30 protein-coding genes and 5 pseudogenes are annotated in these 26,298 nt (G+C 70.0%); 14 read left to right on the top strand and 21 right to left on the bottom strand.

Annotated elements, in window-relative coordinates; translation table 11 throughout:
* The first annotated feature begins 8 nt into the window (after positions 1-8).
* The 4 genes from ABEA82_RS37775 to ABEA82_RS37760 all read left to right on the top strand — a co-directional run bounded on the left by ABEA82_RS37775 (position 9) and on the right by ABEA82_RS37760 (position 2,080).
* A complete protein-coding gene (locus ABEA82_RS37775) occupies positions 9-149 on the top strand; it encodes a hypothetical protein (RefSeq protein WP_345666297.1) in 141 nt (46 codons plus the stop codon).
* A 115-nt stretch (positions 150-264) separates the two neighbouring features.
* Positions 265-1,569 (top strand): DUF4241 domain-containing protein, encoded by a 1,305-nt coding sequence (locus ABEA82_RS37770; RefSeq protein WP_345666287.1) that lies wholly within the window; start codon positions 265-267, stop codon positions 1,567-1,569.
* 59 nt (positions 1,570-1,628) lie between these two features.
* On the top strand, positions 1,629-1,844 hold the full coding sequence (locus ABEA82_RS37765) for a hypothetical protein (RefSeq protein ID WP_345666286.1): 216 nt from the start codon (positions 1,629-1,631) through the stop codon (positions 1,842-1,844).
* Positions 1,841-2,080: a hypothetical protein gene (locus ABEA82_RS37760; RefSeq protein ID WP_345666285.1), complete on the top strand. Its 240-nt coding sequence runs from the start codon at positions 1,841-1,843 to the stop codon at positions 2,078-2,080. Before ABEA82_RS37765 ends, ABEA82_RS37760 begins: the two co-directional genes overlap by 4 nt.
* Before the next feature lie 338 nt (positions 2,081-2,418).
* Here ABEA82_RS37760 and ABEA82_RS37755 read toward each other — a convergent pair whose 3' ends face one another.
* From ABEA82_RS37755 to ABEA82_RS37715, 9 genes and pseudogenes are all read right to left on the bottom strand, one after another.
* A complete protein-coding gene (locus tag ABEA82_RS37755; RefSeq protein WP_345666284.1) occupies positions 2,419-2,604 on the bottom strand; it encodes a hypothetical protein in 186 nt (61 codons plus the stop codon).
* Positions 2,601-2,891, bottom strand: a complete 291-nt coding sequence (locus ABEA82_RS37750) for a hypothetical protein (protein WP_345666283.1) — start codon at positions 2,889-2,891, stop codon at positions 2,601-2,603. The genes ABEA82_RS37755 and ABEA82_RS37750 overlap by 4 nt, the downstream gene beginning before the upstream one ends.
* A 718-nt stretch (positions 2,892-3,609) precedes the next feature.
* Positions 3,610-4,101: a thioesterase family protein gene (locus ABEA82_RS37745; RefSeq protein ID WP_345666282.1), complete on the bottom strand. Its 492-nt coding sequence runs from the start codon at positions 4,099-4,101 to the stop codon at positions 3,610-3,612.
* On the bottom strand, positions 4,098-5,078 hold the full coding sequence (locus tag ABEA82_RS37740; RefSeq protein WP_345666281.1) for a 3-hydroxyacyl-CoA dehydrogenase NAD-binding domain-containing protein: 981 nt from the start codon (positions 5,076-5,078) through the stop codon (positions 4,098-4,100). The genes ABEA82_RS37745 and ABEA82_RS37740 overlap by 4 nt, the downstream gene beginning before the upstream one ends.
* A 48-nt stretch (positions 5,079-5,126) precedes the next feature.
* Entirely contained in the window at positions 5,127-6,014 is an 888-nt protein-coding gene (locus ABEA82_RS37735) for a beta-keto acid cleavage family enzyme (RefSeq protein WP_345666280.1), read from the bottom strand.
* Positions 6,015-6,152: 138 nt separating this feature from the next.
* Positions 6,153-6,968, bottom strand: a complete 816-nt coding sequence (locus tag ABEA82_RS37730; RefSeq protein WP_345666279.1) for an IclR family transcriptional regulator — start codon at positions 6,966-6,968, stop codon at positions 6,153-6,155.
* A 394-nt stretch (positions 6,969-7,362) separates the two neighbouring features.
* The gene (locus ABEA82_RS37725) at positions 7,363-7,521 is read right to left on the bottom strand and encodes a hypothetical protein (protein WP_345666278.1); all 159 of its coding nucleotides are present in this window, start codon (positions 7,519-7,521) and stop codon (positions 7,363-7,365) included.
* 80 nt (positions 7,522-7,601) lie between these two features.
* Positions 7,602-7,826, bottom strand: a complete 225-nt coding sequence (locus tag ABEA82_RS37720) for a hypothetical protein (protein ID WP_345666277.1) — start codon at positions 7,824-7,826, stop codon at positions 7,602-7,604.
* Between the two features lie 70 nt (positions 7,827-7,896).
* Positions 7,897-8,376: pseudogene (locus ABEA82_RS37715) on the bottom strand (DUF4158 domain-containing protein); the annotation flags it as partial.
* Between ABEA82_RS37715 and ABEA82_RS37710 the strand changes: the two are divergent.
* From ABEA82_RS37710 to ABEA82_RS37700, 3 genes are all read left to right on the top strand, one after another.
* Complete coding sequence (locus ABEA82_RS37710) at positions 8,257-8,601, top strand: peptidase inhibitor family I36 protein (protein ID WP_345666276.1); 345 nt, start codon at positions 8,257-8,259, stop codon at positions 8,599-8,601. The pseudogene ABEA82_RS37715 and the gene ABEA82_RS37710 overlap by 120 nt on opposite strands.
* 311 nt (positions 8,602-8,912) lie before the next feature.
* On the top strand, positions 8,913-9,089 hold the full coding sequence (locus tag ABEA82_RS37705) for a hypothetical protein (protein WP_345666275.1): 177 nt from the start codon (positions 8,913-8,915) through the stop codon (positions 9,087-9,089).
* 243 nt (positions 9,090-9,332) lie between these two features.
* Positions 9,333-9,587, top strand: a complete 255-nt coding sequence (locus ABEA82_RS37700; RefSeq protein WP_345666274.1) for a DUF6207 family protein — start codon at positions 9,333-9,335, stop codon at positions 9,585-9,587.
* Between the two features lie 681 nt (positions 9,588-10,268).
* Here the strand turns inward: ABEA82_RS37700 and ABEA82_RS37695 are convergent.
* Positions 10,269-11,135 (bottom strand): alpha/beta fold hydrolase, encoded by an 867-nt coding sequence (locus tag ABEA82_RS37695; RefSeq protein ID WP_345666273.1) that lies wholly within the window; start codon positions 11,133-11,135, stop codon positions 10,269-10,271.
* A gap of 105 nt (positions 11,136-11,240) precedes the next feature.
* On the opposite strand from ABEA82_RS37695, the gene ABEA82_RS37690 reads away from it, so the two are divergent.
* Complete coding sequence (locus ABEA82_RS37690) at positions 11,241-11,720, top strand: CGNR zinc finger domain-containing protein (protein ID WP_345666272.1); 480 nt, start codon at positions 11,241-11,243, stop codon at positions 11,718-11,720.
* Between the two features lie 77 nt (positions 11,721-11,797).
* Positions 11,798-12,016 carry a hypothetical protein gene (locus ABEA82_RS37685; protein WP_345666271.1) on the top strand — a complete coding sequence of 73 codons (219 nt, stop codon included), beginning with the start codon at positions 11,798-11,800 and terminating at the stop codon, positions 12,014-12,016.
* A gap of 130 nt (positions 12,017-12,146) precedes the next feature.
* Here the strand turns inward: ABEA82_RS37685 and ABEA82_RS37680 are convergent, their stop codons facing one another.
* From ABEA82_RS37680 to ABEA82_RS37660, 5 genes are read right to left on the bottom strand one after another with little or no spacing between them, the layout of a single operon-like run.
* Entirely contained in the window at positions 12,147-12,716 is a 570-nt protein-coding gene (locus ABEA82_RS37680; RefSeq protein ID WP_345666270.1) for an ATP-binding protein, read from the bottom strand.
* A 40-nt stretch (positions 12,717-12,756) separates the two neighbouring features.
* Positions 12,757-13,401 carry a LutC/YkgG family protein gene (locus tag ABEA82_RS37675; RefSeq protein WP_345666269.1) on the bottom strand — a complete coding sequence of 215 codons (645 nt, stop codon included), beginning with the start codon at positions 13,399-13,401 and terminating at the stop codon, positions 12,757-12,759.
* Between the two features lie 23 nt (positions 13,402-13,424).
* On the bottom strand, positions 13,425-14,846 hold the full coding sequence (locus ABEA82_RS37670) for a LutB/LldF family L-lactate oxidation iron-sulfur protein (RefSeq protein ID WP_345666295.1): 1,422 nt from the start codon (positions 14,844-14,846) through the stop codon (positions 13,425-13,427).
* 20 nt (positions 14,847-14,866) lie between these two features.
* Entirely contained in the window at positions 14,867-15,664 is a 798-nt protein-coding gene (locus tag ABEA82_RS37665) for a (Fe-S)-binding protein (RefSeq protein ID WP_345666268.1), read from the bottom strand.
* Between the two features lie 53 nt (positions 15,665-15,717).
* Positions 15,718-17,463: an L-lactate permease gene (locus tag ABEA82_RS37660; protein ID WP_345666267.1), complete on the bottom strand. Its 1,746-nt coding sequence runs from the start codon at positions 17,461-17,463 to the stop codon at positions 15,718-15,720.
* Between the two features lie 206 nt (positions 17,464-17,669).
* Here ABEA82_RS37660 and ABEA82_RS37655 point away from each other — a divergent pair, with 206 nt between their 5' ends.
* The 3 genes from ABEA82_RS37655 (at position 17,670) to ABEA82_RS37645 (ending at position 21,981) form a co-directional block, all read left to right on the top strand.
* Positions 17,670-18,398, top strand: a complete 729-nt coding sequence (locus tag ABEA82_RS37655; RefSeq protein WP_345666266.1) for a FadR/GntR family transcriptional regulator — start codon at positions 17,670-17,672, stop codon at positions 18,396-18,398.
* A 776-nt stretch (positions 18,399-19,174) separates the two neighbouring features.
* Positions 19,175-19,363, top strand: coding sequence for a hypothetical protein (locus ABEA82_RS37650; protein WP_345666265.1), 189 nt, complete (start codon positions 19,175-19,177; stop codon positions 19,361-19,363).
* A 383-nt stretch (positions 19,364-19,746) separates the two neighbouring features.
* A complete protein-coding gene (locus ABEA82_RS37645; RefSeq protein ID WP_345666264.1) occupies positions 19,747-21,981 on the top strand; it encodes an N-acetylmuramoyl-L-alanine amidase in 2,235 nt (744 codons plus the stop codon).
* 283 nt (positions 21,982-22,264) lie between these two features.
* Here ABEA82_RS37645 and ABEA82_RS37640 read toward each other — a convergent pair whose 3' ends face one another.
* The 5 genes and pseudogenes from ABEA82_RS37640 to ABEA82_RS38790 form a co-directional block, all read right to left on the bottom strand.
* Positions 22,265-22,702: a hypothetical protein gene (locus ABEA82_RS37640; RefSeq protein ID WP_345666263.1), complete on the bottom strand. Its 438-nt coding sequence runs from the start codon at positions 22,700-22,702 to the stop codon at positions 22,265-22,267.
* A gap of 99 nt (positions 22,703-22,801) precedes the next feature.
* Positions 22,802-23,027, bottom strand: a pseudogene (locus ABEA82_RS37635) (NAD(P)H-dependent oxidoreductase); the annotation flags it as partial.
* Between the two features lie 56 nt (positions 23,028-23,083).
* The gene (locus ABEA82_RS37630; protein ID WP_345666262.1) at positions 23,084-24,301 is read right to left on the bottom strand and encodes an acyl-CoA dehydrogenase family protein; all 1,218 of its coding nucleotides are present in this window, start codon (positions 24,299-24,301) and stop codon (positions 23,084-23,086) included.
* Between the two features lie 50 nt (positions 24,302-24,351).
* Positions 24,352-25,151: pseudogene (locus ABEA82_RS37625) on the bottom strand (LLM class flavin-dependent oxidoreductase).
* Positions 25,152-25,311: 160 nt separating this feature from the next.
* Positions 25,312-25,389: a putative leader peptide gene (locus ABEA82_RS38790; RefSeq protein ID WP_353962189.1), complete on the bottom strand. Its 78-nt coding sequence runs from the start codon at positions 25,387-25,389 to the stop codon at positions 25,312-25,314.
* 142 nt (positions 25,390-25,531) lie between these two features.
* On the opposite strand from ABEA82_RS38790, the pseudogene ABEA82_RS37620 reads away from it, so the two are divergent.
* Positions 25,532-25,720: pseudogene (locus ABEA82_RS37620) on the top strand (helix-turn-helix domain-containing protein); the annotation flags it as partial.
* Positions 25,721-25,821: 101 nt separating this feature from the next.
* Entirely contained in the window at positions 25,822-25,968 is a 147-nt protein-coding gene (locus tag ABEA82_RS37615; protein ID WP_345666296.1) for a hypothetical protein, read from the top strand.
* 131 nt (positions 25,969-26,099) lie between these two features.
* On the opposite strand, the pseudogene ABEA82_RS37610 reads toward ABEA82_RS37615, so the two are convergent.
* A pseudogene (locus ABEA82_RS37610) lies at positions 26,100-26,298 on the bottom strand (IS1380 family transposase); the annotation flags it as partial.

The raw sequence follows: 26,298 nt of genomic DNA, 5'->3' as shown, positions 1-26,298 counted from the left end.
GAGAGGAGGTGATCACCATGGTGAAGTGCGGCAGCTGCCACCACCCCGGCGCGCACGCCGTCGTCGTGCCGCGTCAGGGCTGGCCGACCCGGTGCGGGGACCGCCCGCGTTGCGAGGCGGACACCCGCGTCGAGCAGGAACAGAGCTAGTAGCCACTTCCGGTGGGGGCGGTGGCGGCAGTCGGCGGCTGACCCGTTGTCACAGGCAGCGGCTACCTTGCAGCTCAGCACAGAACCAAGGCAGGTTGCAGGAAGAGGAGCGGCAATGGTCGTCGAGGTGGGGTACGCGCAGGCGTGGGACCTGGAGGCTTGTGCGCCCTGGCGGCCGATATCCGCCGAGGAGGCCCGGGAGCGGGATGCCGCCGGGCTTCCGTACGTGGTCGTGTACCAGGAGCCGGGCCGGGAGGCTCCGCTGGAAGTCCGGCTCGTCTCCTGGCGGGACCACTACGTCGGGCTGTGGGTCTACGACGCCCAGGGCCGCCGCACCTACGACCTGGACATGCGGCTGCTGGACGACCCGTCGCGGCTACTGCGCCGGTACTCTGTCGGCTGGTACTACACACACCCGGAGATGGCGCAGTTCGACAAGGCGTGCCCACGCATCACCGTGGACCTTTTCCCGGACGGGAGGGGCCGACGGACGGAGGAGCGGCAGGGGCAGGGCGGGGGCTCCTACGTCACCTCGCCCGGACTCCGGGACGACGAGCGCTGGATGGACCGCCCCGCCTTCGGGGAGTGGCCGCTGCTCTCGGCCCAGGTCCACGGGCTCATTGAGCCGCCGGGCTTCGCGGCGGCTGAGGTGGCCGAGACAGCCGAGCCAGGTGACGGAGACGCCCCCGCTACCTGCTGGCGTCCGCCGCGTCCCGCGCAGCCCGGGCCGATCAACGAGTTGTTCCGGCCCGGGGTGCGCGTGACCGACGGGTACCACCCCGAGATGACCGTCGTGGAGCCGCGCCGAGTCGGCACCCTGCGCATACCCAGCGGGCTGCTGGCCGTCTCCGGCCCGGACATCGACCACGGCGACGGGCCGCGCATCACGGTCCCCGTCCCGCCCGGGGAGTACGTACTCGACGAGGCGCGGGTCCGCTTCAGCTACCACTGCGAGTGGCGGAACGCCGAGGTCACGACCACGGAACCCACGGCCGTCCGCCTGCTCGTCAGCGAGAGCCCCGCAGCGACCTGGGAGATGGCCCTCGGTCTCGATGACGATCTCAGGCTGTTCATCGAGCAGCAAATAGCCGGCTTCCACACCGACGGCGCCACCGGCTGCTTCGCCGACGCCGGGGCCTGGGATCCGCTCATCGCGCTCTTCGAGCGGGGGCTGATCCGGGGAGAGTCGGACCTGGACGGGTACGAGAACATCGACGACGGTTCCATGTTCATGCAGCGCACCTGGGACGAGGCTTCCGGCGGCGAGCTCATGTCCTTCGCGACGACCGGGGACGGTACCTACCCGGTGTGGGTCGGCCGTTCCGAGGACGGTGAGGTAATCGGCGTCGTGGTGCTGGTGGAGGGGATGCCCGAGCTGCTCCCGGAGCGGGACGGAACCCCCACCGATGCGGCTGTGTAGGCAGGGTCCTCTTGCGGCCGCAGTCGCCAATTGCGGCGCCAGACCGGGGTGAGTTGCCGATGATCGAGATTCTGAAGGCCCTCTCCCCGGCCGAGCGAGCGGTGACTCTCGCTCTCGGGGGGGGGATCACCACCTGGGCGGAAGCGGCCATGGCCGCTGGTGCTGCGGAGCCGGAGAGGCAGGGCGACGAGGTTCGCCGGAAGGTGAAGCGGCTTGCTGGGCGCATCACCGGCAGCTCATCCGCCGCCGAGGCGATCGCGGTGAGCGGCCGATGAGCCCCCCGGACCCTGTCGCAGCCCGCCCCGCCCGGCGCCGGGTGGTGGTGTTGCGGATCGGCCTGCCGGGGATTGCGGCCTGCACCGCGGTACTCGGCACCGGCAGCGTCGGCGTGGCCCTGCTCCACGGCACCCTCCCGGCAGCATCCCCGCTCGTGTGGCCGCTTGTGGTCCTCGCCCTCGGCGCGATGGCGTACGACGTCGGGCTCCGAGCCCTGCGCCGCCACGACGGCTGACCACGCTGCCGCAGGGCAACGAGGTCCCTCCCGGGCCAAGGTACGTGCGCCCACCCCGCGCCCGGCGCACCCTGGGCCGGGCGCTCGCGACGCTGGGCCACGTTGCGCTCGGTCGGCTCCTGCTTGTGCTGAGCCTTCGTGCTCGCCGCCCTCGGCGGCGGGCGCCTCGACTTCGGCGAGGCGCGCCCACGCTGCCTGTTCCCGGGCGGCGCCCTGGCTCGGCTCGGGGGCTCGGGGCGGCGCTCGTGGCCTCCCGGCTGCAGGCGCTGGCCGGGAGGGACGCGGGCGGGCAGGGGCCTCAGTCGCCGTCCTGCGGGGGACAGTCACTCAGTGGTTCTTCAACGGCCGTCGCACGGGTCGTCGCCCACAGGCATCGGCTTGGTGTCGGCCGCCAGGCAGGAGGAGTACACCCGCGGCGGAGTGGGCTGCGGCTGTGGTTCCCTCGCGGCGCTCACGGCGATGATCGCCACGGCACCGGCGCACACCAGGCCCGCCATCGCGGCCAGCGCTGTACGGCGGCTCACCGGTCGCCGCTGAAGTGGTCGAGAACTTCATCGGTGCAGTCGTCCGCGCCGGCCCGGGTTCGAGTGAAGGCCAGCACGCCGTCGTCGTTGCCTTCCCTCTTGGCCTTGGCCAGCTGCGTCTCGATGTCCGCGATGTACTCGGCGCACTCGGCGCTGACGGGCTTCTCGGGCTGCGGGTCAGGCGCCGGAAAGGCGTTCAGTGCGGCGGTGGCAGCGATGCCGGCCACGCACAGCACCGCCCACACGGCAACCCACGTGCAGCGGCTCATCCGTAACGGCTTGGGCATTTAGGCATCCTACGAGCGTCGCAGCGGGCTGTCGCCGAAACGATCAATACGCCCGCGCGACATGCACGTCACAGCGAAGATCACCCACCGAGGTCTGGCGCGCCGCCGTGCTCAAGGGCGAGTCCATGCGGAAGCGGGACGCAGTCGGTAGGGCCCAGTCGGCGGCACGGAGTCGATCGGGGCGAGCTGGATACTGTCCCAGAAGGCCGGAATCGAGCAGCTGGACTCTTGTCACGTGTTTGCCCAACTCCGATCCGACTGGGAGCTTGCGCAGCCATCGTGACTTCTCGGGCTCCTGTCATGGGTTCTCGGCTGTCCCCAAGCGGCGGCTGCGCAGCATCCCCAAGGGAACAGCACCTGAGCCGAGTTGCTCGCTGCTCGCCCCGTCCTGCCCCTGCACCTCGGCGTCCGGGACGTGCCGCTGGAGGCGGTGGCCGCTCCCGACTGCACCGAGCTTTCCTCTGCGCCAACCCGGCACACAAGGTGGCCCGACTGGACCGACGCCTGGCCGCCCGCCGAGGACTCCCGGCAGACCGATTCAAGCGCCGGGCCCCTCACCGGTGTCGACCACGTGGCCCTGACCCAGTCCTGGAACCACTTCGACGAGGCCGTCTTCTTCCCTCGCACGGTGCTTGGCCGCGGCCACACGAGAGCATCGCCTTCGCCGACCCTTACGGCCTCTTCCCCAGCCGCGCCCTGGACCGGCTTCGCTGCTATGTCAGGGCGCTGTGATCGAGCGCCCCGCCCACCCGGGCGGCTGCTCTGTCAGCTTCGTGAGGCGGTCGCGGACCGCGTCCGGGAACACGGTCGCACGGCCGGCTTCCTGGTCGACATGGAGGGCGAGCAGTTCCGTGGTGGCGACCGGGTCGGCATCCGCCCCCGGCTCGGCCCGCGGGTCGGGGACGACGTACATCTCGTGCGTGAAGCGCGCCTTCTTCCCCGCCGCGCCCAGCACGCACGTACGTACCGCCAATGAGGCGCCCTCCGGCACATCCCGTAGATAGCGGATGTGGGACTCGACCGTGTACATCGAGCAGCCGGTGCTCTTGAGGTACGCGGAGTCCATGCCGGTCCGCTCCATGAGCGCGTCGGTCGCGAAGCCGAAGACCAGGACGTAGAACGCCTCGCTCATATGCCCGTTGTAGTCGATCCACTCGGGGCGCACGGTCTCGCGGAACAGCGGCAGGCGTGACGGGTGTGGCGGGCTCACTCGGCACCGGCCTCGGTACCGGTTTCGCTCCCGGGCAGACGTCCGGTGGCGCGCAGGACCGCGATGACACCCCGGTCGCGTTCGGAGACCAGGTCGGCGATCGTACGGCCGTCCGCGGCGTCGTCGCACCCGGCGACCACGGCGTCGTAGAGCGCCTTGTCCAGTTCCGGGGCTTCGAGGCGGGTCCACGGGGATTTCAGGGACGGTCCGAAGTGGTCGAGCATATGGGCCATTCCGCCTTCGCCGCCCGCGAGGGCGAACGTGAGCATCGGCCCCATGATCGCCCAGCGCAGGCCCGGGCCCTCGGTGATGGACAGGTCGATGTCGCGGACCGTCGCCTCACCGCTCGCGACCATGTGCAGGGCCTCGCGCCACAGGGCCTCCTGGAGGCGGTTGGCGATGAAGCCCGGCACCTCGCGGTCCATGGTGATGACGGACTTGCCCGCCATCTCGTAGAAGCGGGACGCCCAGCGCACCGCCTCCAGGTCTGTCCGCTCCCCGCCGACGACCTCGACGAGCGGGATGAGATACGGCGGGTTGAACGGGTGTCCGACGACCAGGCGGCCTGGGGTGACCGCCTCGGTCTGCATGTCGGTCATCGGGTAGCCGGAGGTGGACGAGGCGATGACCACCCCCGCGGGCGTCGCGGCATCCAGCTTCGTCAGCAGTTCGAGTTTGAGGTCGAGCTTCTCCGGGGCGCTCTCCTGCACGAACTGCGCCTCGGCGACGGCCTCTTCGAGCGTCGCCGTGACGGTCAGCCGGCCGATCGAGGCGCCGGGGGCCAGGCCGAGTTGTTCGAGGGCGGGCCAGGCGGCCTCCACGAGTCGTCGTAGCCGGGCCTCGGCATCGGGGGCCGGGTCCCAGGCGGTGACGTCGTAGCCGCGGGCCAGGAAGTGGGCGACCCAGCCGCCGCCGATCACACCGGCGCCCACGCAGGCCACACGGCGTACCTGCTCGGGCGCACAAGTCTCCGTCATCCAGGGCTCCTTGAAAGGGGGGAAGGGTGAACCGGGGTGTGCCGCCGCTCAGCCACGCGGCTTGAGGCCGAGCTTGAGACGCGCCTCGTCGGGAGTCGCGACCCGCGCCCCGAGCGCCTCGACGATCGTCACGGCGCGCTCCACCAACTGGGCGTTGGTCGCCTTGACTCCCTTGCCCAGATAGAGGTTGTCCTCAAGGCCCACCCGCACATGTCCGCCGAGCAGCACCGACTGCGCCACCCAGGGCATCTGCATACGCCCCAGCGCGAAACTGGCCCACTGGGCGCCCTCCGGCAGCATGTTCACCATCGACTGCAGCACTCCGGGGTCCGCGGGCGCACCCCACGGGATGCCCATGCACAGCTGGAACACGGTCGGATCGTCGAGGAGCCCCTCGGCGAGCAGCTGCTTGGCGAACCACAGATGCCCGGTGTCGAAGATCTCCAGCTCGGGCCGTACGCCCAGCTCCTGGATGCGCCGGGCGCCGGTGCGCAGCATGTCGGGCGTGGAGACGTAGAGGTTCGACCCGTTCCCGAAGTTGAGCGAACCGCAGTCCAGGGTGCAGATGTCGGGCAGCAGGTCCTCGACGTGCGGCAAACGCTGCAGGCCGCCGACGAGATCGGTGCCCGGCAGCTGCTTGAGCGGCTCCTCCGGGTCGATGACGAGGTCGCCGCCCATCCCCGCGGTGAGGTTGATGACGACGTCGGTCCCGGTCTCCTTGATCCGCTCGACGACCTCGCGGTACAGCCGCGGATCGCGGGAGGGGGCTCCGGTCTCGGGATCGCGTACGTGGATGTGGACCTCGGCGGCGCCGGCTTCGGCGGCCTGCACCGCGGAGGCGGCGATCTGCTCGGGGGTGACGGGTACGTGCGGGCTCTTGCCCACGGTGTCGCCGGCGCCGGTGAGGGCGCAGGTGATGATCACGTCCTGGTTCATGGTCGCGCGGGTTCCTCTCTGAACGGAGGCAGGGGCGACGGAAGGGATGCGTCGACCCTAGCCGCGAGGAGACGGAAAACTCAACACCCCGGTTTCATGATGCGGGCGGGCGTCGCACGAAGTGAACGCCGGAGACTCTCAGAGCGCCTGTGCCGCCTTCGCGATCTCGTCCGCCGCGGCCCGGGCGAGGGACCCCAGCGCCGCGAACCGCGACTCGGGCACCCGGTCCTGCGGCCCCCAGATGCTGACCACCGCGAACGGCCGGCCCCGGCTGCCGAACACCGGTGAGGAGACCCCGTAGAGGTTCCGCTCCATCTCGCCCACGCAGACGCTGTATCCGCGCTCTCGCGACTGTTCCAGCTCGGCCCGCAGCCGGGCCCGGTCCGTGATCGTGGTGTCCGTGTACGCGTCCAGCGGCCCGGAGAGCAGCGACTGGGCCTCCTCCTCCGGAATCCAGGCCAGCAGCGCCTTCCCCGTGGACGTGGCGTGCAGCGGCACCTGCCGGCCGAGCCACTTGGCGCTCAGCACGACGGGCGGGGTCACCTCGGCGATGTACGTCAGCCCCAGCTGTTGCACCACCGCGAGGTTGGCGGTCTCCCCCGTCTGCTCGCTGACCCGGCGCAGCGTGCCGTGCGCCCGGCGGATCAGGCCGTCGAAACCGGCGGCCGACGCCATCCGCGCGACCGCGAAACCGATCGTGTAGCGGTTGGTGACCGGGCTGCGCTCCACCAGGCCGAACTGCTCCAGCGTGGACAGCAGTCGCCAGGCCGTGGCGCGGTTGAGCCCGCACTGCGCGGCCAGGTTCGAGGCCGTGTCGCCGTCCGGCGAGCTGTCGGCCGTCGCCTGCAGCAGCGTGATGGCCCGCTCCAGTGACTGGACCTTGCCCGATGTTCCGCCCTGCTCGGGGACCGGTGCGGAGGTGTTGGTGTCGGTGGTGCGCTCAGACTTCGGCATGCCCATCTCATCCTCGGCTCGTGACGGTTCCGGCCTTGCCCTACCTGACTCTCATCCCAATCTTCTCATCATCCGTGCGGCCATCGCGTCATATGAACGTCCTGAACGTCTCGTGATCCGAAGGCGAGGCCCAGTCCATGCCTGAGACCCACGCACCTCCCCACGCGATGTCTGTGTCGTTGCCAGGCTGAGCACGTCGGACCGGCGACACTGGCAACGCGTGGACGGTTGTTCCCCCGTACAGGCCGGACCGCGCCCTTCTCCGGTTGACCGGCCGGTGACCTACAGCCCCGGGGGAATCGCAGGCCCCAGGGCCGTAGGTCGGCCCATCTACAGCCCTGGCGTCCGCCTCGAGGGCCCGCGCCCTTCAGCACAGGCCCTGCGCGGGCCCGGTTCAGGGGACCGGGTTGACGGTGACGTCGCTGTCAGGGCACTCCTCGGCGGTCCGGCGCATGGCCGCCTGCTCAGCCGAATCCACGCTCAGCTCCCACGCGAGCTTGATCGCTACCTGGTCGGACAGGTAGCGGCACCCCTGGGAGGGGTTGTCGGGCACGATCCAGGTGGTGACGTCCTGGTCGGACTTCTGCCCGTTGGAACGCCGGGCAGGACCGTCCTGCCCGGCTGCCGAGGTCGTCAGGCGGCGCTGAAATCATGTGCGTGGCCGCCGCGCCATTCCACCCACTGTGGGTCGTCCAGGATGGCCTCGGGTTCGGCGACACCGGCGCCTTCGAGGAACACGACCAGGTCGTGGTCGCTGTAGGCGGTGCCGAGGATCTCGTCCCGGCCGCCGCGGTGCACAGTGACTCTCCGGCCACCCGAGAGCGAAGGCCGGTGCACAACGATCGGCACGCTGGTCACGCCTCCCAGCGTGCCCCGGGCCGGTTCGCTGGGCGAATCCGGGGACGGTGAGACATGGGAAGCCACTCATCAGTGCTCTGCACTCGGCCGGGCCGCACCCGCGAGAGTCCGCGGGCGGGGCACCGCAGCGGTCGTCTCCGGGTTGAGGCGTCAGGGAATCCAGCATCGCCCGCTGCCCGGTGTTCAGCATCCCGCACAGGGCGTTCCCACAGTCGCTGGTTCGCCGCCTCCCGCACCGAGCCCACCAGCCGGGCCAGACGGCTCGCCCCTGGCAGCAGCACCCGCCCCTCGCGCAGCCACCCCGCCGCTGCGTCGAACAGCTCCTTCGGCCCGTCCCCCGTCGTCCAGGCCCGCGCATCCAGCCATCCCGCCAGCCCCTCGCGCACCTCGACGAAGTCCCGCCAGCCCCTGCCTCCTGGATCTCCCCGGCGTGCGTACGGGCCGTACCGTCCCGCTCCCCGTACAGCTTCAGGCACGAGGCGTACTCGATCTCCAACTGCCCGGCCAGGTACTCGGCCACCTCCGCTTCGGTGGTCAGCCGTGGGTGCGGCGTGCCGTGAACAGCAGCGTGGAGGATCTCCCCTCCGCGATCCGTGACCGCGGCAGCTCCATCCGCAACAACTCCGACCGCACCGCCCGCGTCTACGAGAAGCGCAACCACAGCGGCCGGCACGTGTGCATCACCCGCAGTGGCGGCTCCATCCACGACCTGCGCGGTTACAACCTCAACGACCAGACCCGCTCCCTGAAAATCAACCGCAACAACTGCGGCTGACCCCTCCCCTACCCACCGACGCCGGCGCCCGATCCGCGGCGAAAAGATCTGCAGGGCTTCAGCCGAACGATCTTCCCAGCAGGCAATAGATTCCCAACACAGCCGGCCAGGCCCGTATTCCGACAGCTCCCGCCGTGTCCTGCGCGACAGATCTGGGAAGTCTGCGAGGTCTTGCCGTCTGTCACTCACCTCCCGACAATTGCCCCATGGAGTCAACGCAGTTGACTCATCTGCGGTGGATCTCTGCTCAAGCATCCCGCCTGCAGCGAGGTGATGCGGGGACGCTCCAGCGCCACGAGGAGAGGAAGCAGATGAGCAACTCGCAGCAGGTTCAGAGCGCAGAAGAAAGGCGCCGACGGGAGGAAGAGAACAGGCGGCGGCTGGACTGGGAGTTCCAGCTGGAGCAGGACCGCCAGCGCAGGGAACAAGAAGCAGCAGCAGCCCAGGCGGCAGCGAATGCCCAGGCTCAGCAGCAGTACTGGAGTTGACAAGAAGCCCATCCATCCGAGTCGCGCGGCCGTGACCGAGAGTCCCTGATCTTTGAGCGGTCAGGGGTTTTCATGTTCGTGGTCGCTGCCGCCTCGGTGTTGATGATCAAGGCCAGGCCTGCCTGGATCGGTAAGTAGCCGAAGAGGTCTTCAGTCGTCGCCGAGCCCTCCGGCATCTACACGGTCGTGTGAAGGACGCCGCGGTCGGAGAACCTGCCCAGGCCCCCGGGCGTAGTGCCCTGCATGAAGCCGATCAACGAAGCACATGTGGCACAGCCGGGTCTGGCCGTGGTCGACGTCGCCGACGACCAGACTGCCTTCGCCATCCAGGAGACGCTCGCCGGACGGTGGGCAACCGCCCCGGCAGACCGTACGACCCGGGAACTTGGCGAGCCCGGCGTGCGGCTGCGCAGCCACCTGCACCTAACCCCACGCCGGGCACGCCGTGACCGTAATGTGCGAGCCGCTGACCTGCGGGGTCTCATGACCCCGCGCTGATGCCGTGGAATCTGCCAGAGCCCCTGTTACCAACCCGGCCCGGGGCGCATAACGGAGCCCCGCGACTGAGGAGCCGGCCGGCTGAGCGTTTCAACTCAACGACGTGGGCCGCCTAGGGGGGCGGAACCGGCCCGCAGCGGCTCTCACAGCGGCCGGGCGCCCGACGCCCACACAGCCAGCGTTTGCTTGCACTGGATCACCCAGCGCCGCCCGAGCGGGTCCGTGACCGCCACCACAGCCAAGACGATCAGCTGAGCATCCCGCTGCTGCCGCCGCCTGCTCGGGCGCCGGGGGCGCCGCCGTGCCGGCGACCGCCGACGCGTCACCGGTTCACCTCCGTCTGCAGCCGGTGAGCTTGCCTGTCCAGCGTGGAACATCGTCCACCGCGAGGTCGGGGGCGAGGCCGGTGCCAGCGTGCGGGGTGCCGCCGGCGGCCGGCGCTGTCCCGGGCCACGTCGGGCTCCGGCCGAGACGACCAAGACGGGTTGCACGAGGGTGACGTGCAGGGTCTCGCGCCTGCCCACCCTGTGGAGAACGTCGAGCCCGTCCACGGATGCCCTGCCTCGGCCGGGACGAGCAGCTCGGCGAGGCCCGGCCCGCGACCTGCGGCAGGGTGGTGCTGCGGCCCGTGTACTGCAGGCGGCCGGCGGTGTTGTACCGCGTTTCCAGCCCCGACCCTACTTATCCCAGCACCCGCCCGAGGAAGCCGCGCAGGTAACCCGCGACGACGTCCAGGTGACTCTCGAGCAGGAAGTGACCGCCGTTGATCAGGTGGACCTCGGTGTCCTTGGCGTCGCGGGCGAAGGCCAGCGCGCCCGCGGGGCCGAAGATTTCGTCGTTGCGGCCCCACACGGCGAGGACGGGGACCTCGCTGGTGCGCAGGAACTCGTGCAGCAGCGGGTAGAGCGGGCGGTTGTTCTGGTAGTCGCGGAACAGTGCGAGTTGGACCTCGTCGTTGCCCTCGCGGGAGACGAGGGCGAAGTCGTGCTCCCAGGTGTCCGGGCTGACCAGGCTCGGGTCGGGCACGCCGTGCACGTACTGCCAGCGGATGGCGTCGACACTCAGGGCGGCGCGGACGGCCGGTTCGGTGTCGGGGCCGGGGTTCGCCCCGTAGGCCCAGACGTCGGTCCAGAACGACTCGACGAAACCGTCCTCGTAGCCGTTGCCGTTCTGAGTGACCAGGGCGGAGATCCGCTCGGGGTGCTGGAGCGCGAGGCGCCATCCGATGGGGGCGCCGTAGTCCTGGACGTAGAGGGCGTACCGGTCCAGGCCCAGTTGGTCGAGCAGTGAGGAGGTGAGTTCGGCGAGGGCGTTGAAGGTGTAGGTGAACTCCCCCACCAGAGGGGCGTCGGAGTGGCCGAAGCCGAGGTGGTCCGGCGCGATGACGTGGTATTTGTCGGCCAGTAGCGGGATGAGTTCGCGGAACATGAACGAGCTGGTCGGGTAGCCGTGCAGCAGGACGATCGCGGGGGCGTTGGTGGGGCCGGCTTCGCGGTAGAAGATCTCATGGCCGTCGACGGTGGCGGTCCTGTGGTGCACCGAGCTCATATCTAACCCCTTCAAGTCTTTGATCAGGTTAGGATCCTCTCCACGGAAGCACGAGATGGGCTAACCTGTCAAATGGCTCAATCAGGTTAGGGAGGGTGGTGTCCGATGGACACGCTGCTGGACCTGCTCAACAGCAGGCCACTGGTCAACGGCGAGGAACAGGACGCGCTCGGCGACCCGGCCGGGGGGAAGCGCTGGGCACGGGAGCACGGCGGCGAAGGCAGCCTCGCGGAACTGGCGCTGCTGCGCGAGGCACGGGACGTCCTACAGAACGTAGTGCGCGGAGAAAGCCCGCCCGCTGCGCTGAGTTCGCTGCTCGAAGGGGTCCACCAGATCCCGGAGTTCACTTCCGACGGTCTTCAGTGGACAGTCAAGACGCCCCCGCACGCCCGGCTGGCTGTCGAGGTGGTCCTCGCCTGGGCCGCCACCGAGAAGCAACTGCCCGGCCGACTACGGCCCTGCGCCAACGACAAGTGCCAACTGTTCCTGCTCGACCGCAGCCGCGCCAACCGCGCCCGCTGGTGCTCAATGGCTGTCTGCGGCAACCGCGAAAAAGCACGCCGCCACTACGAACGCACCCGCTGACGCCCCCCAGCTGTGCTGCAGAGCCGACTTGAGACAAGTTCCGGGCTCTGGGGTCCGCCGACGCCGGGCAGGTTACCGTGCGCTCCAGGCACGGCTCCGAGATGGCCCCGGGCTTCCCGGGGCTCGTGACCGGCGCCGGACAGTTGCCGGACGCGACCGCGCTGGACGGCGTGCTGGTGGTGTGGGAGCAGGCGACCGGCGCCGCCGACTGCCGCAAGACTCCAGCAGACAGGCAACGTCTGCCCCGCCAGGCACGGTCCTCGTCGGCACGTTCGCCATCCCGCCCCGGCGGCTGAGACGAGAGCAACAGCACCGCCCAGCAACTTGCGGCCCGTCGCGGCGCCCGGGATTCCCTTGCCCGTACGCCAGGGCCCGCACCGGCTGTGACCGTCCGAAAGCGCCCTGCCGGCTCCTGCCGTGTGCGGCTCAACCGGGGAGGCGAAGGACCGAGCGGCGTGCGGGTGAGCGGCGCGAGCCAGCCCCCGTTCCGGTATACCCGGCTAACGAGCGGTCGGGGCGCTTGCACGTGGCGGGGGCGTGGGTCAGCAGCGCCCAGGCGTGTGTGCCGTGCTGGGTGTGGTGCACTCCGGACCGCTGGGACAGTGCCTCGACCAGCCGGAAGCCCCGGCCGCACTCGGCCAGGCCGTTCTCTTCGGGTTCCGTGCGGTTCTGCCACACACCTGCGTCGACGACCTCGATCCACAGGTGTGACTCGCAGCATGCGAGTCGCAGGGTGAGGTGGTGGGCGCCGCTGTGCTGAACGCTGTTGGTGACGTACTCCGACACCACGACGCTCGCCGTCTCGGCCGTTTCGTCCCCGAGGCGCCATGCCGTCAGCCGGTCCCGGGCGAACGCCCTGGCTGTCGCCACCGCACGTTTCTCGGCGGGGAGCGTGCAGCTCGCCGACGCCGAGGGGTTGTCGGGCAGGGGGATCGAGTGAGGCGCCGTCGGTGCTGCTGCGTGCCAGTGCGGTACTGGGCGAAGGGCGGGCTGCACTGCTCAACTACCTTCCTGTGAGGGCGAGATGCTCGGACTCTCAGACGACGATCAGGGCTTCCAGCGTGCGCGGACCGTGCACGCCCTCCACCCGGTCGAGTTCGATGTCACTGGTGGCCGACGGCCCGGAGACGAAGGTCAGTGGACGCACCGGATCCAGGGCGGAGAACACCTCCGGCACGGACGCCACGACTTGACCGGCGCGTACGACGCACACATGGACGTCAGGCACCAGCGTCAGGGCGCGCCGGCCCTGGCCGGGGCCGCCGTCCAGGACAAGGGTTCCAGTCGTGGCGATGGCGGCGGCCACGGTCGTCACCACCACTCGGGCCCGGTCCAGTTCGGCGACCGGAAGTCGGGGCTCGTCGGTCAGCACCCGGTCGGGGTCCAGCGCGGACCCCCACTCGGGCGGGAAGCCACGGGGTACCACGACGGAACCGGTGCCAAGGCCGGCCACCAACTCCCCCACGCGGCAGGCGACGTCCTGCGTGGACACCAGGTGCACCGACGCCCCGTACTCGGCGAGTCGTTCGGCGAGCAGTTCCACGGCCGCCGCCGACCCGGCCGGCTGTTGGCCGCCTCGGGAATACTGGCGGGGCACCGGGACGTCCTGTGGACGCTCACCCGCGGGCACGTCGTCCAGGGCGCGCCTGATCCGGTCCAGCACTTCGGTTCGCGCGTTCATCGCTGCCTCCTTCCGGCGTACGGTCATCGATGCGTCCCTTTCCACCAGGCGCTGAAGGTCTCCGTGGGCGGGACGGGGACGTCGCGGGTGTCGGTCCAGCGGGACAGCGGGCCGGGCAGCCGGCCCACTCGCCCGCGCCGGGCCACCAGCCGTGCGGCCAGGGCTCCCGCTCGCTGCGCGGCCGTCAGACGCGAGGGACGGGAGAGCAACCAGCGTGCGGCGGCCATCGCCAGGCGCTCCGGTTTCGGCACGAGCCGCCCGCGCCCCTCCTCGACGATCCGGGCCCGCAGATGCACCAGCACCTCGGGAATGTTGATCTTTACGGGGCAGACCTCGTAGCACGCCCCGCACAGCGACGACGCGTACGGCAGGGCACGGTCCACTTCCGAGGTGGTGCCCCGCAGTTGAGGACTGAGGACGGCGCCGATCGGGCCGGGATAGACCGATCCGTAGGCGTGTCCACCCACCCTCTCGTACACGGGGCACACATTGAGGCAGGCGGAGCAACGGATGCAGTTGAGTACCTGCCGGCCGACCGGGTCGGCGAGCGCATCGGTGCGGCCTGCGTCGACCAGCACCAGGTGGAAGGCGCGGGGCCCGTCGTCGGCGGTCGTGCCGGTCCAGGTCGAGGTGTAGGGGTTCATCCGCTCCCCCGTGGAGGAGCGCGGCAGCAGTTGCAGGAAGACCTCGAGGTCCTGCCAGGTGGGTACGACCTTCTCGATCCCCGCCACCGAGATGAGCGTCTCGGGCAGCGTCAGGCACATCCGACCATTGCCCTCGGACTCCACCACGACCGCCGTCCCGGTCTCGGCAACAAGGAAGTTGACACCGGAGACGGCAACCTTGGCCCTCAGGAACTTCTCCCGCAGATGACGCCTCGCGGCGTCGGCCAGCCGCCGCGGATCGTCATCCAGGTCGGCCGGTGCCGCGGTGCCGTACGCGCCCATCGACCGCAGGAAGATCTCCCGGATCTCCGCCCGGTTGCGGTGGATGGCCGGGACCAGGATGTGGGAGGGCTGGTCCTGGCCGAGTTGCACGATCAACTCGGCCAGATCGGTCTCGTACGCGTCGATGCCTGCGTCGGCCAGCGCCTCGTTGAGCCCGATCTCCTGGGTGACCATCGACTTGACCTTGACGACCTCCCGTTCACCGGTGTCCTGCACCAGGCCGACGACGATGCGGCGTGCCTCCTCGGCGTCGCGCGCCCAGTGCACCTTGCCGCCCGCCGCGGTCACCTTCTCCTCCACTTGCAGCAGGTACCGGTCCAGATGGCGCAGGGTGCGTTCTTTGACCGCACGCCCGGCCTCCCGCAGCTGCTCCCAGTCGTCCTGCTCCGCGACGGCCTCCGCACGCCGGGAACGGATGGTCCCGGTGGCACGGGCCAGATTGCCGCGCAGCTGGGAATCGCGCAGGGCGCTCGCCGCAGCCGTCGGGAAGGCCGGCATGCCCAGGAACGTCGCGTCGTTCACGAGGTCTTCGTCCTTTCGGTGCCGCGCCGGGAGGCGGGTGAGGGTTCCGCCACGCCGTGTACCGGTGCCTTCTCGGTGGACGCGAGGATCTCGGCGAGGTGCATGACGTTCACTCCGGTGCGCAGGCGGGACAGCGCGCCGCCGATGTGCATGAGGCAGGAGTTGTCACCGGCGCACAGCACGTCGGCTCCGGTGGCCAGGACATGCCGTACTTTGTCCGTGCACATGGCCACCGACGTGTCGGCGTTCTTCAGGGCGAAGGTGCCGCCGAACCCGCAGCACTGGTCGGCCGCACCGAGTTCCACCAGGTCGATGCCGCGGACGGCCCGCAGCAGGGTGAGGGGCCGGTCGTCGACGCCGAGCATGCGCAGGGAGTGGCACGTGGGGTGGTAGGTGACCCTGTGCGGGAAGTACGCCCCGACATCGGTGACACCGAGCACGTCGACGAGGAATTCGGAGAGTTCGTACACACGCGGTGCGTCATGGACCGCGGCGGACAGCCGGTCGTCGCCGGACACCTCAGCGACCCGCCCGTGGTACTCGCGCACCATGGCGGCGCACGAGCCGGACGGCGTGACCACGGCGTCATAACCGGCGAAGGCCTCGGCGAAGCGGCGGACGAGCGGCACACAGTCGCGCTGGTAACCGGTGTTGAAGTGCATCTGGCCGCAGCAGGTCTGCTCCGGCGGGAAGTCCACACGGTGGCCCAGCCGCTCCAGCAGCGTCACCACCGCCCGGCCGGTGGCGGGGAAGAGCGTGTCGTTGAGGCAGGTGATGAAGAGTGCGATCCGCATGGTTCCGTGAGTGGAGGGCAAGGCGGGCGACGGCTTCTGTGCGGGTTTGAGGCTCATGGCAGCATCCAGGACAGGACGTTGGACTGGAGGTACACCAGCACGCACAGGGCCAGCAGGAGCATCAGGCTCCACTTGATCGCCGCCCGGAAGAGCTGGGACTCGCGGCCGATGAGGCCCACCGCGGTGGCGGCGATGGTCAGGTTCTGCGGGCTGATCATCTTGCCGACGACACCGCCGGATGTGTTGGCCGCCACCAGCAGCGTCGGATCGAGTCCTGCCTTGTTCGCGGCGGTCTGCTGGAGCGTGGCGAACAGGGCGTTGGCGGAGGTGTCCGATCCGGTGACCGCGGTGCCCAGCCAGCCGAGGACGGGCGAGAGGAACGCGAACGCCGTACCGGCTCCGGCGATCCAGGTGCCGATGGTGATGGTCTGTCCGGACACGTTCATCACATAGGCGAGTGCGAGGACAGCGGCGACGGTCAGCAGTGCCCAGCGCAGCTTGTGCAACGTGGCGGTGAATTCCCGGGCGGCGGCCGCCGGGGTCACCCGGTAGACGGCGGCGATCACGACGCCCGACAGCAGTAGCAGGGTCCCGGGCGAGGACAGCCAGGGAAAGGTGTAGACCGTGGTGGCCGACGCCTTGCCGGCGGCGGTGAGAACCTCGCCGTCCAGTCCGGGCCAGCCGAACTTCACGTCGGAGGCGGCCAAGAACTCCTTGAGAGAAGTCCACAGCTTGGCGAGCGAGAAGACCCCGATGATGATCAGGTAGGGCAGGAAGGCCATCAGGATCCTGGGGCCCTCGATCCGCTGGGCGGCGCCCGGCATCGGGAGCGTTCCGGTCACCGCACTGCCGTCCTGGCCGTTGCGCGTTGCGGACTGCGCCACGGGCCGGTCGCCGCCCCCGGGCTTGGACGGCTGCCCTGCCGAACCGTCCCCTTGCTCCGTCTCCGCCGCCTTCTGGAGATCGGCCCTGGCCTCCTCACCGCCCTGCGGCCGCCAGACACGGAGGAAGAGGACGACAGCGGCCAGGGCGGCCAGCGAGGCGATGATGTCGGTCAGTTCCACCGAGAGGTAGGTGGCGCTGACGAACTGGGCCAGCCCGAACACTGCACCGCAGACCAGCGCGACCGGCCAGGTCTGGCGCACTCCGCGGCGGCCGTCGACCAGGGCGACAAGAAGAAGCGGCACGAAGAAGGCGACCAGCGGTGTCTGGTGGCCGACGTATGCGCCGATCTCCGTGTACGGGATCTTCGTCAGGTTGCCGGCCGTGATGATGGGCGTCGCGATGGCGCCGAACGCGACGGGAGCGGTGTTGGCGACCAGCACGGTGACGGCGGCCCTGACCGGGGCGAAGCCGAGTCCCATCAGCATCACGCCGGTGATCGCCACCGGCGCGCCGAACCCGGCCAGCGCCTCGAGCAGTCCGCCGAAGCAGAAGGCGATGATGATGGCCTGGACGCGCGGATCGGCGCTGATCAGGCCGAAGGCCCGGCGCAGGTCCTCGAAGCGGCCGCTGACGACGGTGAGCTGGTAGACCCAGATGGCGGTGACGACGATCCACATGATCGGGAACAACCCGAAGGCGGCTCCTTCGCTCGCCGAGAGCAGAGCGAGGTCGGCGGGCATGCCGTAAGCGGTCACGGCCAGCGCCACCGCGACGGCCAGTGCGGCAAGTCCGGCCCAGTGAGCCTTCATCCTCAGGCCGCCGAGCAGGACGAAGAGCGTGAGCAGCGGCAGGACGGCGACGAGTGACGACAACGCGAGGCTGTCGGCCACGGGAGACAGATCTGGCTGGTACATGAACCCTCACATTGAGGTCTTGGTCAGACCATTACTTGGTTTCTCACGCTAGGCAGCGGGCTCCGCGTTGTCCAGAGTTCTGAACGGCCGAATTTGCAGCTTGGTCGGACCAAGGGGCGGGTTACTCAAGCTATGATCAACACACAGGGAGTTACAGGCGCGAGAAAGGGCTTTCTATGGCTGACACGACTGCGGCCTGGGAGCCAGTGCCCCGCTCGCGCACCTTCGAACTCGTACTGGCCCGGATCGAGGAGCAGATCCTCGCGGGCAGACTGCGGGTCGGTGACCGGTTGCCGCCCGAGCGGGAGCTCGTCGACATGCTAGGTGTCAGCAGGGCCGCAGTGCGGGAGGCACTGCGCGTCCTGGAGGCCCAGGGGGTACTGCGCTCACGCGTGGGTACCGGACCGTCCTCCGGCACCGTGATCGCAGCCATGCCGGACGCCGGTCTCACCCAGTTGCTGCGGCTGCATATCGCGCTGGCGAACTTTCCGATGGGTGACGTCGTTGAGGCCCGCGCCACACTGGAGCGGGCCAGTGCCCGCCTGGCTGCGGAACTCGTCACCGAGGACGGTCTCGAGCGCATCCGCGACCCCCTGCTCCGGATGGACGACGCAAGCCTGCCCAGAGAGCAGTTCAACGACTGCGACACCGACTTCCACGTGGCCATCGCCGAGGCCGGGGGCAACCGGCTGATCGCTGACATGACCATCGCGGTCCGCAATGCGGTGCGGCACACCCTGCTCACGGCGTTCAACAAGCTCGACGACTGGGAGAAGGTCGCCTCCCGATTGCGGGCGGAGCACCACGCAATCTACGAAGCCATCGCGGCCGGAGACACGGAAGCGGCTGGCGATCTCGTGGAAGCTCACGTGCGCGGATTTCACCAGGACGTCGTGAAGAAGATCATCGACGGCTCAAACCCCGCAGCACCATAAGACCGTGTCCTCCATGGGTGAGGCGGGCCCGGCGCTCGCGGCAGCAGTGGTCGGCGTCGGCGAACACGCATCCAGGGGCGGTGACGGGGAGAGCCTCGGCCCTCTTCCCCGGATTCCTCAGTCGGGCGCCGATGAGGCAGGACATCATCAGCGCTGCGAGGTATTCGTTGCTCTCCTGCACCCGCAGCGCAAGCCGCACCGGAGCCAGGCATCAGCAGACAGCCTGGGGAGCATCGCACGGTCGACAAGTGGCCACTCCTAGTGGTCAGCGGTGACAAGGTCCTCGAGTTGCTGGGCGAGGTCGGCGTTGGGCTGGGGCATGGGCCGAATCCGTCGATGCGGTCCACGTCCAGGCCGTCCACGGCATCCTTGACGGCGAATTCGGGGACTACGGCAGCGCGATCGAGGAGGTCGAGGAAGACGGTGAGCACGCCGCCGGAGCCGGCGTCCTTGGTGGTGGTGTCTACGACTTCGTGCGGGACGAGCGCGTACCGGCAGGGTTCGCGTTCGAGGGTTCTGATCTGCCCGGCGCAGTACTCTTCGAGCGGATTGCCGGGGGCGGCGGTGTCGAAGTCGATGAAGGCGACGGGGACGTCGTCTGCGAAGACTGTGTTGTTCGCCCCGGGTCGTGGTGGCAGACCACGGGATGCCGACCGGTCAGGCGGCTGCCGCGGGTGGCGTCGCGGAAGGCGCGGAGCAGAAAGCCGGCGGCGGCCACCTGGGGATCGGTCCAGCGCTGGAAGCGGGCGGGCACGCGGCCAGGGAGGTAGCTGAGGATGGCCCATCTGGCTGTCGCGGCGGAGGACCGCACCGGTCACGACCGCGAGCAGTCCTTCGGCGGGTGGATCGACGCCGACCGCGACGGTTGCAACACCCGCATGGAAGTCCTTCTCGAAGAGGCGGTCGAGCCGTCGGCTGTTACCGGCCGGTGCACCCTGTCCGGGGGCCGCTGGTACTCCTGGTAGACGACACCGTAATCGACGGCCCTCGCGGCATCGACATCGACCACCTGGTCCCGCTCGCCGGCGCCTAGGACTCCGGCGCCTCCTCCGCCCTTGCCTGGCGGCGCACCGAAACCACCGCCTTCAGCGCAAACCGCTCGCCTTCGCGCTACGCCGCTGGGCGGTGGAGTGGTCAAGTCCAACCGCGCTGTCGTGGGGAGACTCCCCGCTGAACCGGTGATGTTCAGCCGTCCAGTGATGTTTGGCCATAGGTGCGCGCTGTAAAGATGGGCCGCTCCTGTGGTGAGTGTGCCTCACGTGACTTTTCTCTGGGGCCGCTGCCGGCCCTCCTATGGGGTGGATACGTCGTGAGTCGTCGTACGTCGCATGCGTACAGATCGCTGAGCTTGAAGAGACGGGCGTGGCTGACGCTCGGTGCCGTGGTGCTGGGGGGCGGTGGCGTGGTGACGTACGCGGTCGCCAGCCCCTCGGGTGACTCCGGGGCGGCGAGCCGGACCAAGCGTCCCGTGAAGGTCTACGACCTCGCCCTGAAGGGGACCGCGGGCGGCAAGCGGGGGTTGCCGCGCACGGAGACCCGGCTGTTCTCGATGGTCGGCGTCTCCTGGACAGGAGCCGTCAAGCGGCTCGACGGCACGGCACAGGTGCGCACCCGCGGCCAGGAGAGCGGTGAGTGGAGTACCTGGCGGGACCTCGAGGTGAACCTCGATCCGCCGGACAAGCCCGAGGCCGGGATGCGCGGCGCGTCCGAGCCACTGTGGGTCGGCCCCTCGGACGGCGTCCAGGTGCAGGTCGTCCACGAGGACGGCACCACCGGCGCGCTGCCCAAGGGGCTGGAGGTCAACCTGGTCGACCCGGGCGTGGTGACCGACGCCGAGACGAGGACGACCGAACCCGCGGCGTTCGTCGCCGAGGAGAGCACCCCGGCCGCCACGCCCACCGACGGTGCGACACCCACGGACGGTGCGACACCCACGGACGGTGCGACACCCACCGACAGCCCGACCGCGACGCCGACGGACGGCCCGACCGGTACGCCCCCGGAGCCGACCGCCCCCTCGACGTCCCCCAGCCCGTCGGCCACCACGCCGACCGCGCCGCCGTCCACCGTCCCCGAGCCGCCGATCACCTCGCGCGCCGACTGGGGCGCCGACGAGTCGCTCAGCCCCGACCCGTCCGAGTACAACGCCGACGTCAAGGCCGTCTTCGTGCACCACACCGACGGGGACAACGACTACTCCTGCGCCGAGTCCGCGTCGATCGTGCGCGGCATCTACGCGTACCACACGAAGGTCAACGGCTGGAACGACATCGGCTACAACTTCCTCGTCGACAAGTGCGGCACCGTCTTCGAGGGCCGCAAGGGCGGCGTCGGACTGCCGGTGCTCGGCGCCCACACCTACGGCTGGAACCGTGAGTCCACCGGCATCGCGGTCCTCGGCGAGTACTCCACCACCGGCGCCTCCGACGCCGCGCTGGCCTCCGTGGCCCGCGTGGCCGCCTGGAAGCTCGGCCAGTACGGCGCCGACCCGTCCGGCACGGTGCAGCTCACCGCCGGGGCTAGCCAGAAGAACTTCTTCGGCACCGGCTTCACGGCGGGCACCCCGTACACGTTCCAGCGGATCTCCGGCCACCGCGACGGCTACAACACCCAGTGCCCGGGCAACTCCCTGTACGCCCAGCTGCCGACCGTCCGCGCCTGGGCGTCCGGCCCGGTGCAGGGGCTGAAGGTGACCTCGGTCGGCGGCGCGGGCCGGTCCGGCACGACGTACTACACCAAGGGCGCGATCAGCGTGAAGTGGACGGCCACCACGCCCGCGTCGCTCATCCAGAGCGTCCAGCTGCTGGTCGACGGCAAGACCGTCGCCACCGCCCCCGGTACGGCCACCTCCGCGAACACGACCCTGGCGGTGGGCAGTCACACCGTCGCCGTGCGGGCGGTGCACCAGTCGGGCAAGACCACGACCAGCGCGGCGCTGAGCGTCGTGGCCGACACGACCGCGCCGACCTTCACCACCGCCCCGAAGCTCTCCCTGCGCACCGGCACGGTCAACACCACCGCCGTACCGGTCACCCTCGGCTGGAAGGCGACTGACGACAAGGCGCTGCGCGAGGCACAGCTGGTGGCCCCGACGGCCGCCACCTTCGGCCCGACCACCACCGCCTCCAGCCGCACCGCCGAGTCGGGTACGGCCACCACCTGGTCGATGCGGGCCTACGACTACGCCGGCAACTACCGCACTGCGTCCGCCTCCTACACGCCGGTCATCCTCCAGGAGACCTCGGCGGTGAGGTCCGGCAGCTGGACGACCCGTTCCTCGACCAGCTACCTGGGCGGCAAGTCGTACTCCAGCGGTTCCAAGGGTGCCAGTCTGACCTGGACGTTCACCGGCCGCTCCGCCTCCTGGGTGGTCTCCCGGGCCGCCTCCTCGGGCCAGGCCTACGTCTACGTCGACGGCGTCAAGGTCAGCACGGTCGACCTGAAGTCCGCCACCACCCTCTACCGGCAGGCGATCTGGACGAAGACCTGGTCCAGCAGCGCCAAGCACACCGTCAAGATCGTCGTGGTAGGCACCAGCGGCCGTCCCACCATCACCACCGACGGCCTCGTCTACATCAAGTGACCCGAAGGGCCGGGCGCGCACTCGTGATGCGCCGCCCGGCCCCCCGACGACGGTGTCCCCGTGGGCGTTCCGCAGTCTCGTTCCGGCTGTCTCGCTGGCCGTCATCGAATGCGGGCCGGACAGGCCGGACAAGGCTTTTCGGATTGGACCGGGCCCGGGACGCACGAGTGGACCGCCCGTGGGCGCGCGAGGCGTCCGGCGAGGCAGACCATGAGGGCCGCGCCGACTCCCACGCACGCGGTGACGGCGATCACCACAGGCGCCCGGCCGTGCGCCAGGGCCGTCATCCCGCCGTAGCCGAGGGCCGCGTAGAGCGTGGTCCAAGAAGCCTCGGCCAGGATCGGCGCAGGTGAAACCGCCGATGCGCATACCGCCCACGGCCGCGCCCACCGTGCCGGTGAACCGGCCGGCCGGCAGGGTAGCGCAGCACCAGCAGGAACAACCCGCGCCCCCTCAGTCGGGCCGCGACCGTGCACACCGCTGCGGAGCGCCGTCCCAGCGGGAGCCGGCGAGCCGCCGCGTAGAGCAGCAGGTCACCACCGAGGCCACCGGTGAAGGCCGCTGCCCACACCAGGGGCAGCAGCAGTTCCCCCCGGGCGGCGAGGGCTCCCCCGGCCACCACCAGGACCGCGTTGCGCACGAGCGGGGTGGCCAGCACGGCGACCAGCACCAGGTAGTACCAGGCGCCGTGGACGACGGCCGGCCCGGACAACAGGTCCATCCCCTGCCTCTGTTGCGTGTCGGTCGCGTCGCGTTCAATCCTGCCGCGCCCGACCAGCCGTCACACGGCCTTTGTTGACGGAGCGCCGGCAGAGCGTTCAGTGCCGGTGCAGCCGCCGTCCGCGTGGGCGAACAGTTCGGTGACCTCCACGATGGCGGGGTGCCGGAAGTCGGCGCCGCAGCAGGGCCTGGGCGGGGATGGTGCGGACGTCCAGCGGGGTCAACTCGTCGTCCTGTGCGACGATCCGGTCGTCGAGGTGGCGCAGCAGCCGGTTGGTGCGGGAGGAGGCGGAAGGGCTGCCGGAGACGGACAGGACTCTGGCCATGGGTGCTCTTTCGGGGAGCGGGGGCGCCCGCGCGTGGCGGGCGCCCCCGGGAAGGGTCAGGAGTACCAGGTGGGTTCGGGCAGTGCGCCTTCGAGGACCCAGCGGCCGACCTCACGGCGCTTGTAGGCGACGGGGTCGTGGAGGGTGTGGGTGCGGACGTTGCGCCAGAACCGGTCCAGGCCCTCGGTGGTGGTGGTGGACCGGGCGCCGGTCACCTCGAAGATGCGGCTGGTGATCTCCAGGGCGACCTCGGTGGCGCGGGCTTTGACGGCCGCCACGCGCACCTCGAACTCGCCTCGGATCTGCTCGGTGACCGCGCCGGGGTCGTCGTGCAGCTTCTGTCCCTCGGCGGCGACAGCGTCGGCGAGCGCCTCGGCTGCCCAGAGCTTCGCGGTGAGGTCACCGTAGGTGTCGATGACATGGGGCTCGTCGACCGCGCGCTCGTGGCCGCCGTGCAGCCAGGGCCGGGTCTTGCTGCGGGTGTAGGTGGCCGCCGTCTCCAGCGCGCCGCCGGCGATGCCCAGGTAGAAGCTGACGAAGACCAGCTGGATGGTGGGCACGTTGAGGGTGTTGTAGGTGCGCGGCTGGAACTCCTTGTCGACATAGCCCGCCGCCGAGGACCACGGAGTGCGGACGCCGTCAATGGTGACGCTTCCGCTCTCGGTGAGCCGCTGGCCGATGTTGTCCCAGTCGTCGTGGAAGGCCAGGCCCTCGCTGTCGGAGGGCACGATCGCGAAGACGTGCTGGTCGGTGCCGTCCAGGACGCCTTCGAGGACGGTGACGTCTGAGACCTTGCTCCCGGTGGAGAAGGTCTTGCGGCCGGTGAAGACCAGGTCGTCGCCTTCCTCGGTGACCACGACGTCCTTGTCGCGCGGGTTGACGGCCCCGCCGAAGAACCAGCGGTTGCGCGCGGCCTCGGCCTCGATGTGCTCCCACTGTTCGCGGGTGCCGACCAGGCGGGCGGCCCAGTTCCACAGGTAGTGGTAGCCGAGGAGCTGGCCGATGGAGCCATCGGCCTTGGCAACCTCGCGTACGACGCGGTAGGCGGTGGTCCAGTCCTGGCCGGCGCCGCCGTGCTCGACGGGGCCGAGCAGGGTGACCAGGCCGGAGTCCTTCAGGAGCTGGACCTCGGCGTACGGGGTGGCGCCGGCGCGGTCGCGTGCGGCGGCGTCGGTGGCGAGGACCGCCGCGACCTCGGCGGCGCGTGCGATCCAGTCCTGGGCGGTCGTCGGGGTGGGGCGGGTCTGCCATTCGGTGGCCGTGATGGCGCTCATGCAGGTGACCTCTTTCGCGGGATGGAGCGGTGTGGAGAAACGGGTGCGGGTCAGACAGGCGCGGGGGCAAAGCAGGGCTCGTCGTCGGGAAGCTGCGTTTCCGGTTCCCGTACGAGAGGCAGCACGCGCTTGCCGAGTACGCGACCTCCTCGTGGTGGTACAGAAAGCCGAGGAGAAGGAGGTCGCCGCCGAGCCTGCGGTAGGCGACGATGCGCTAAGCGATCTGCTCGGGAGTGCCGATCAGCCCCGTGCCGAAGCCGTCGTTGTACTGGACCAGGTCCTCGAAGGTCGAGTCCTGCCACATGCCCTTGCCGTCGGCGGTGGACCGGCCCGCCTGCTTCAGGGCCGCACCGAAGCCCTCGGGGGCGTCGGAGTCGGCCTTGACGACGATCTCCCGGAGGGTGTGGCGGGCCTCGGCCTCGGTGTCGCGGGCGATGAGGAAGCCGTTGAGGCCGAACCTGGGTGCCGTGCGGCCCGCTCGGCCCGCCGCGACGCGTACGTCGTTGATCTGCGAAACAGCCGCCGGACAAGTGATCTGCGGTGGCACCGAGTTTGGCGAGGACACCCGGGTGCCACAGGCCGGGGTGGACGGCGGCGATGACTTTCAGGCGCTCGGTGGCCAGCAGCAGGGCGAGGCTGAAGCTGGTCGACTCGTGCTGGAACTCGGCACCGTAGCTGGCCGTGTAACGAACCTGGCTGAGCGCGTACTCGAAGCCGTTGTTCTCGGCGACGACGGCTTCGAGTACGCGGTTGTAGTCGTACCCCCAGTCCGTGCGCTGCTCGATCGCGCTGGTGACCAGTCCCCGCTGACATTGGGAATCCAATAGGGGAATTTAACGGGCGCGGGCATGCGGAACTCCTGTCGCGGAATCCATGGTTGTTCAGTAACGCCACATCCCGGAAAGGGCCGGGCGCGCGGCAACGCACAGTTCAGATGGCACGGTGAAAACGTGGCAGCGGCATGTGCGGCGACAGCCGTGGCGTGACCAAGGGGCGGCGGATCGCGAGGATCAGGCCGCTGAGCAACAGGAGGCGCTGGAGACGCGCGCGAGGTCGACATGGCGTCGCCGCGTGAGGTCCAGTCGCATCTTCATGGCGTCGATCGTGGCAGTCGCCGCTCGGGACAGTCAAGCGAAATCCGGCCGGTTCCGTATCGCGGACCACCGGATTTCTCGAAGCTGTGACAGGAGAACCCTTGAACCGATCCCGGGACGTAGGAATTCTGCTGCCGTGCGGACAGAACAACTGGAAGGAACACATAGCCGCAGTGACGCTTTTGGCTCGCTGCGCCGGACCGCAGAGGAACTACGCCTGCGCCATCCGGCATAGAGCGAAACCGTCAGAAACCAGGAATGCGAACTGGGAGTCGATCTGCTGGAACGCAAACGCACCAGGGCGACGATGAGCGCGGAGGGCCGGGGTGCCCGGGGTACCGTGCGGGCTCAGTCCTGCCGCGCCCGGACGGCCGCCTCCTCCGCGCGCGCCGTGCCGCCACCGCATCCGAAGACCGCGCGGCACTGATGCGCGCCCGTGTGGAGAGCACCCGCGAGGAGCGCGCCCGCCACAGCCTCACCCCCTACCAGCTGCACCTGCTGAGAGTCCCGGTGCTGCGCCTGGCGTTGGACGTACAGCGCGGAGGGCGGCGCTCCCCCCTGGACCTGGACTGACTGCTGCCCGCCGGAGAATTCGTCCCGTTGCGCTGCCCGGCCTGCGGCCAGACCGGTGCCCCGCTCGTCGCGGCCAAGACCCACCTGGGCTGCGCCCCCGTGCCTGGCCCCAAGCCTCCGTCCGGGGAGAGCGTGCCGCCGCCGGAGTCGGTACGGATCAGCGTCTGCCGCCCCCGCCGGAGCCGCTTCGGCAGCTGGGCCAAGGCCAGCCTGGTGGCCTCGATGTGGTCGGCGGCGGTGTTGGAGCCCGCGTTGCCGGGCCGCAGCAGGCCCACCACCGGCTCACCGGACCCGCCGCGGCCGTGGTCGACGAACCCCATCAGCGGATGG

The organism is Streptomyces venetus (assembly GCF_039540295.1).
GTDB classification, from domain to species: Bacteria; Actinomycetota; Actinomycetes; order Streptomycetales; family Streptomycetaceae; genus Streptomyces; species Streptomyces venetus.
Note: the sequence above shows the minus strand (reverse complement) of the source record. Positions and strands in the feature narration are given on the sequence as shown.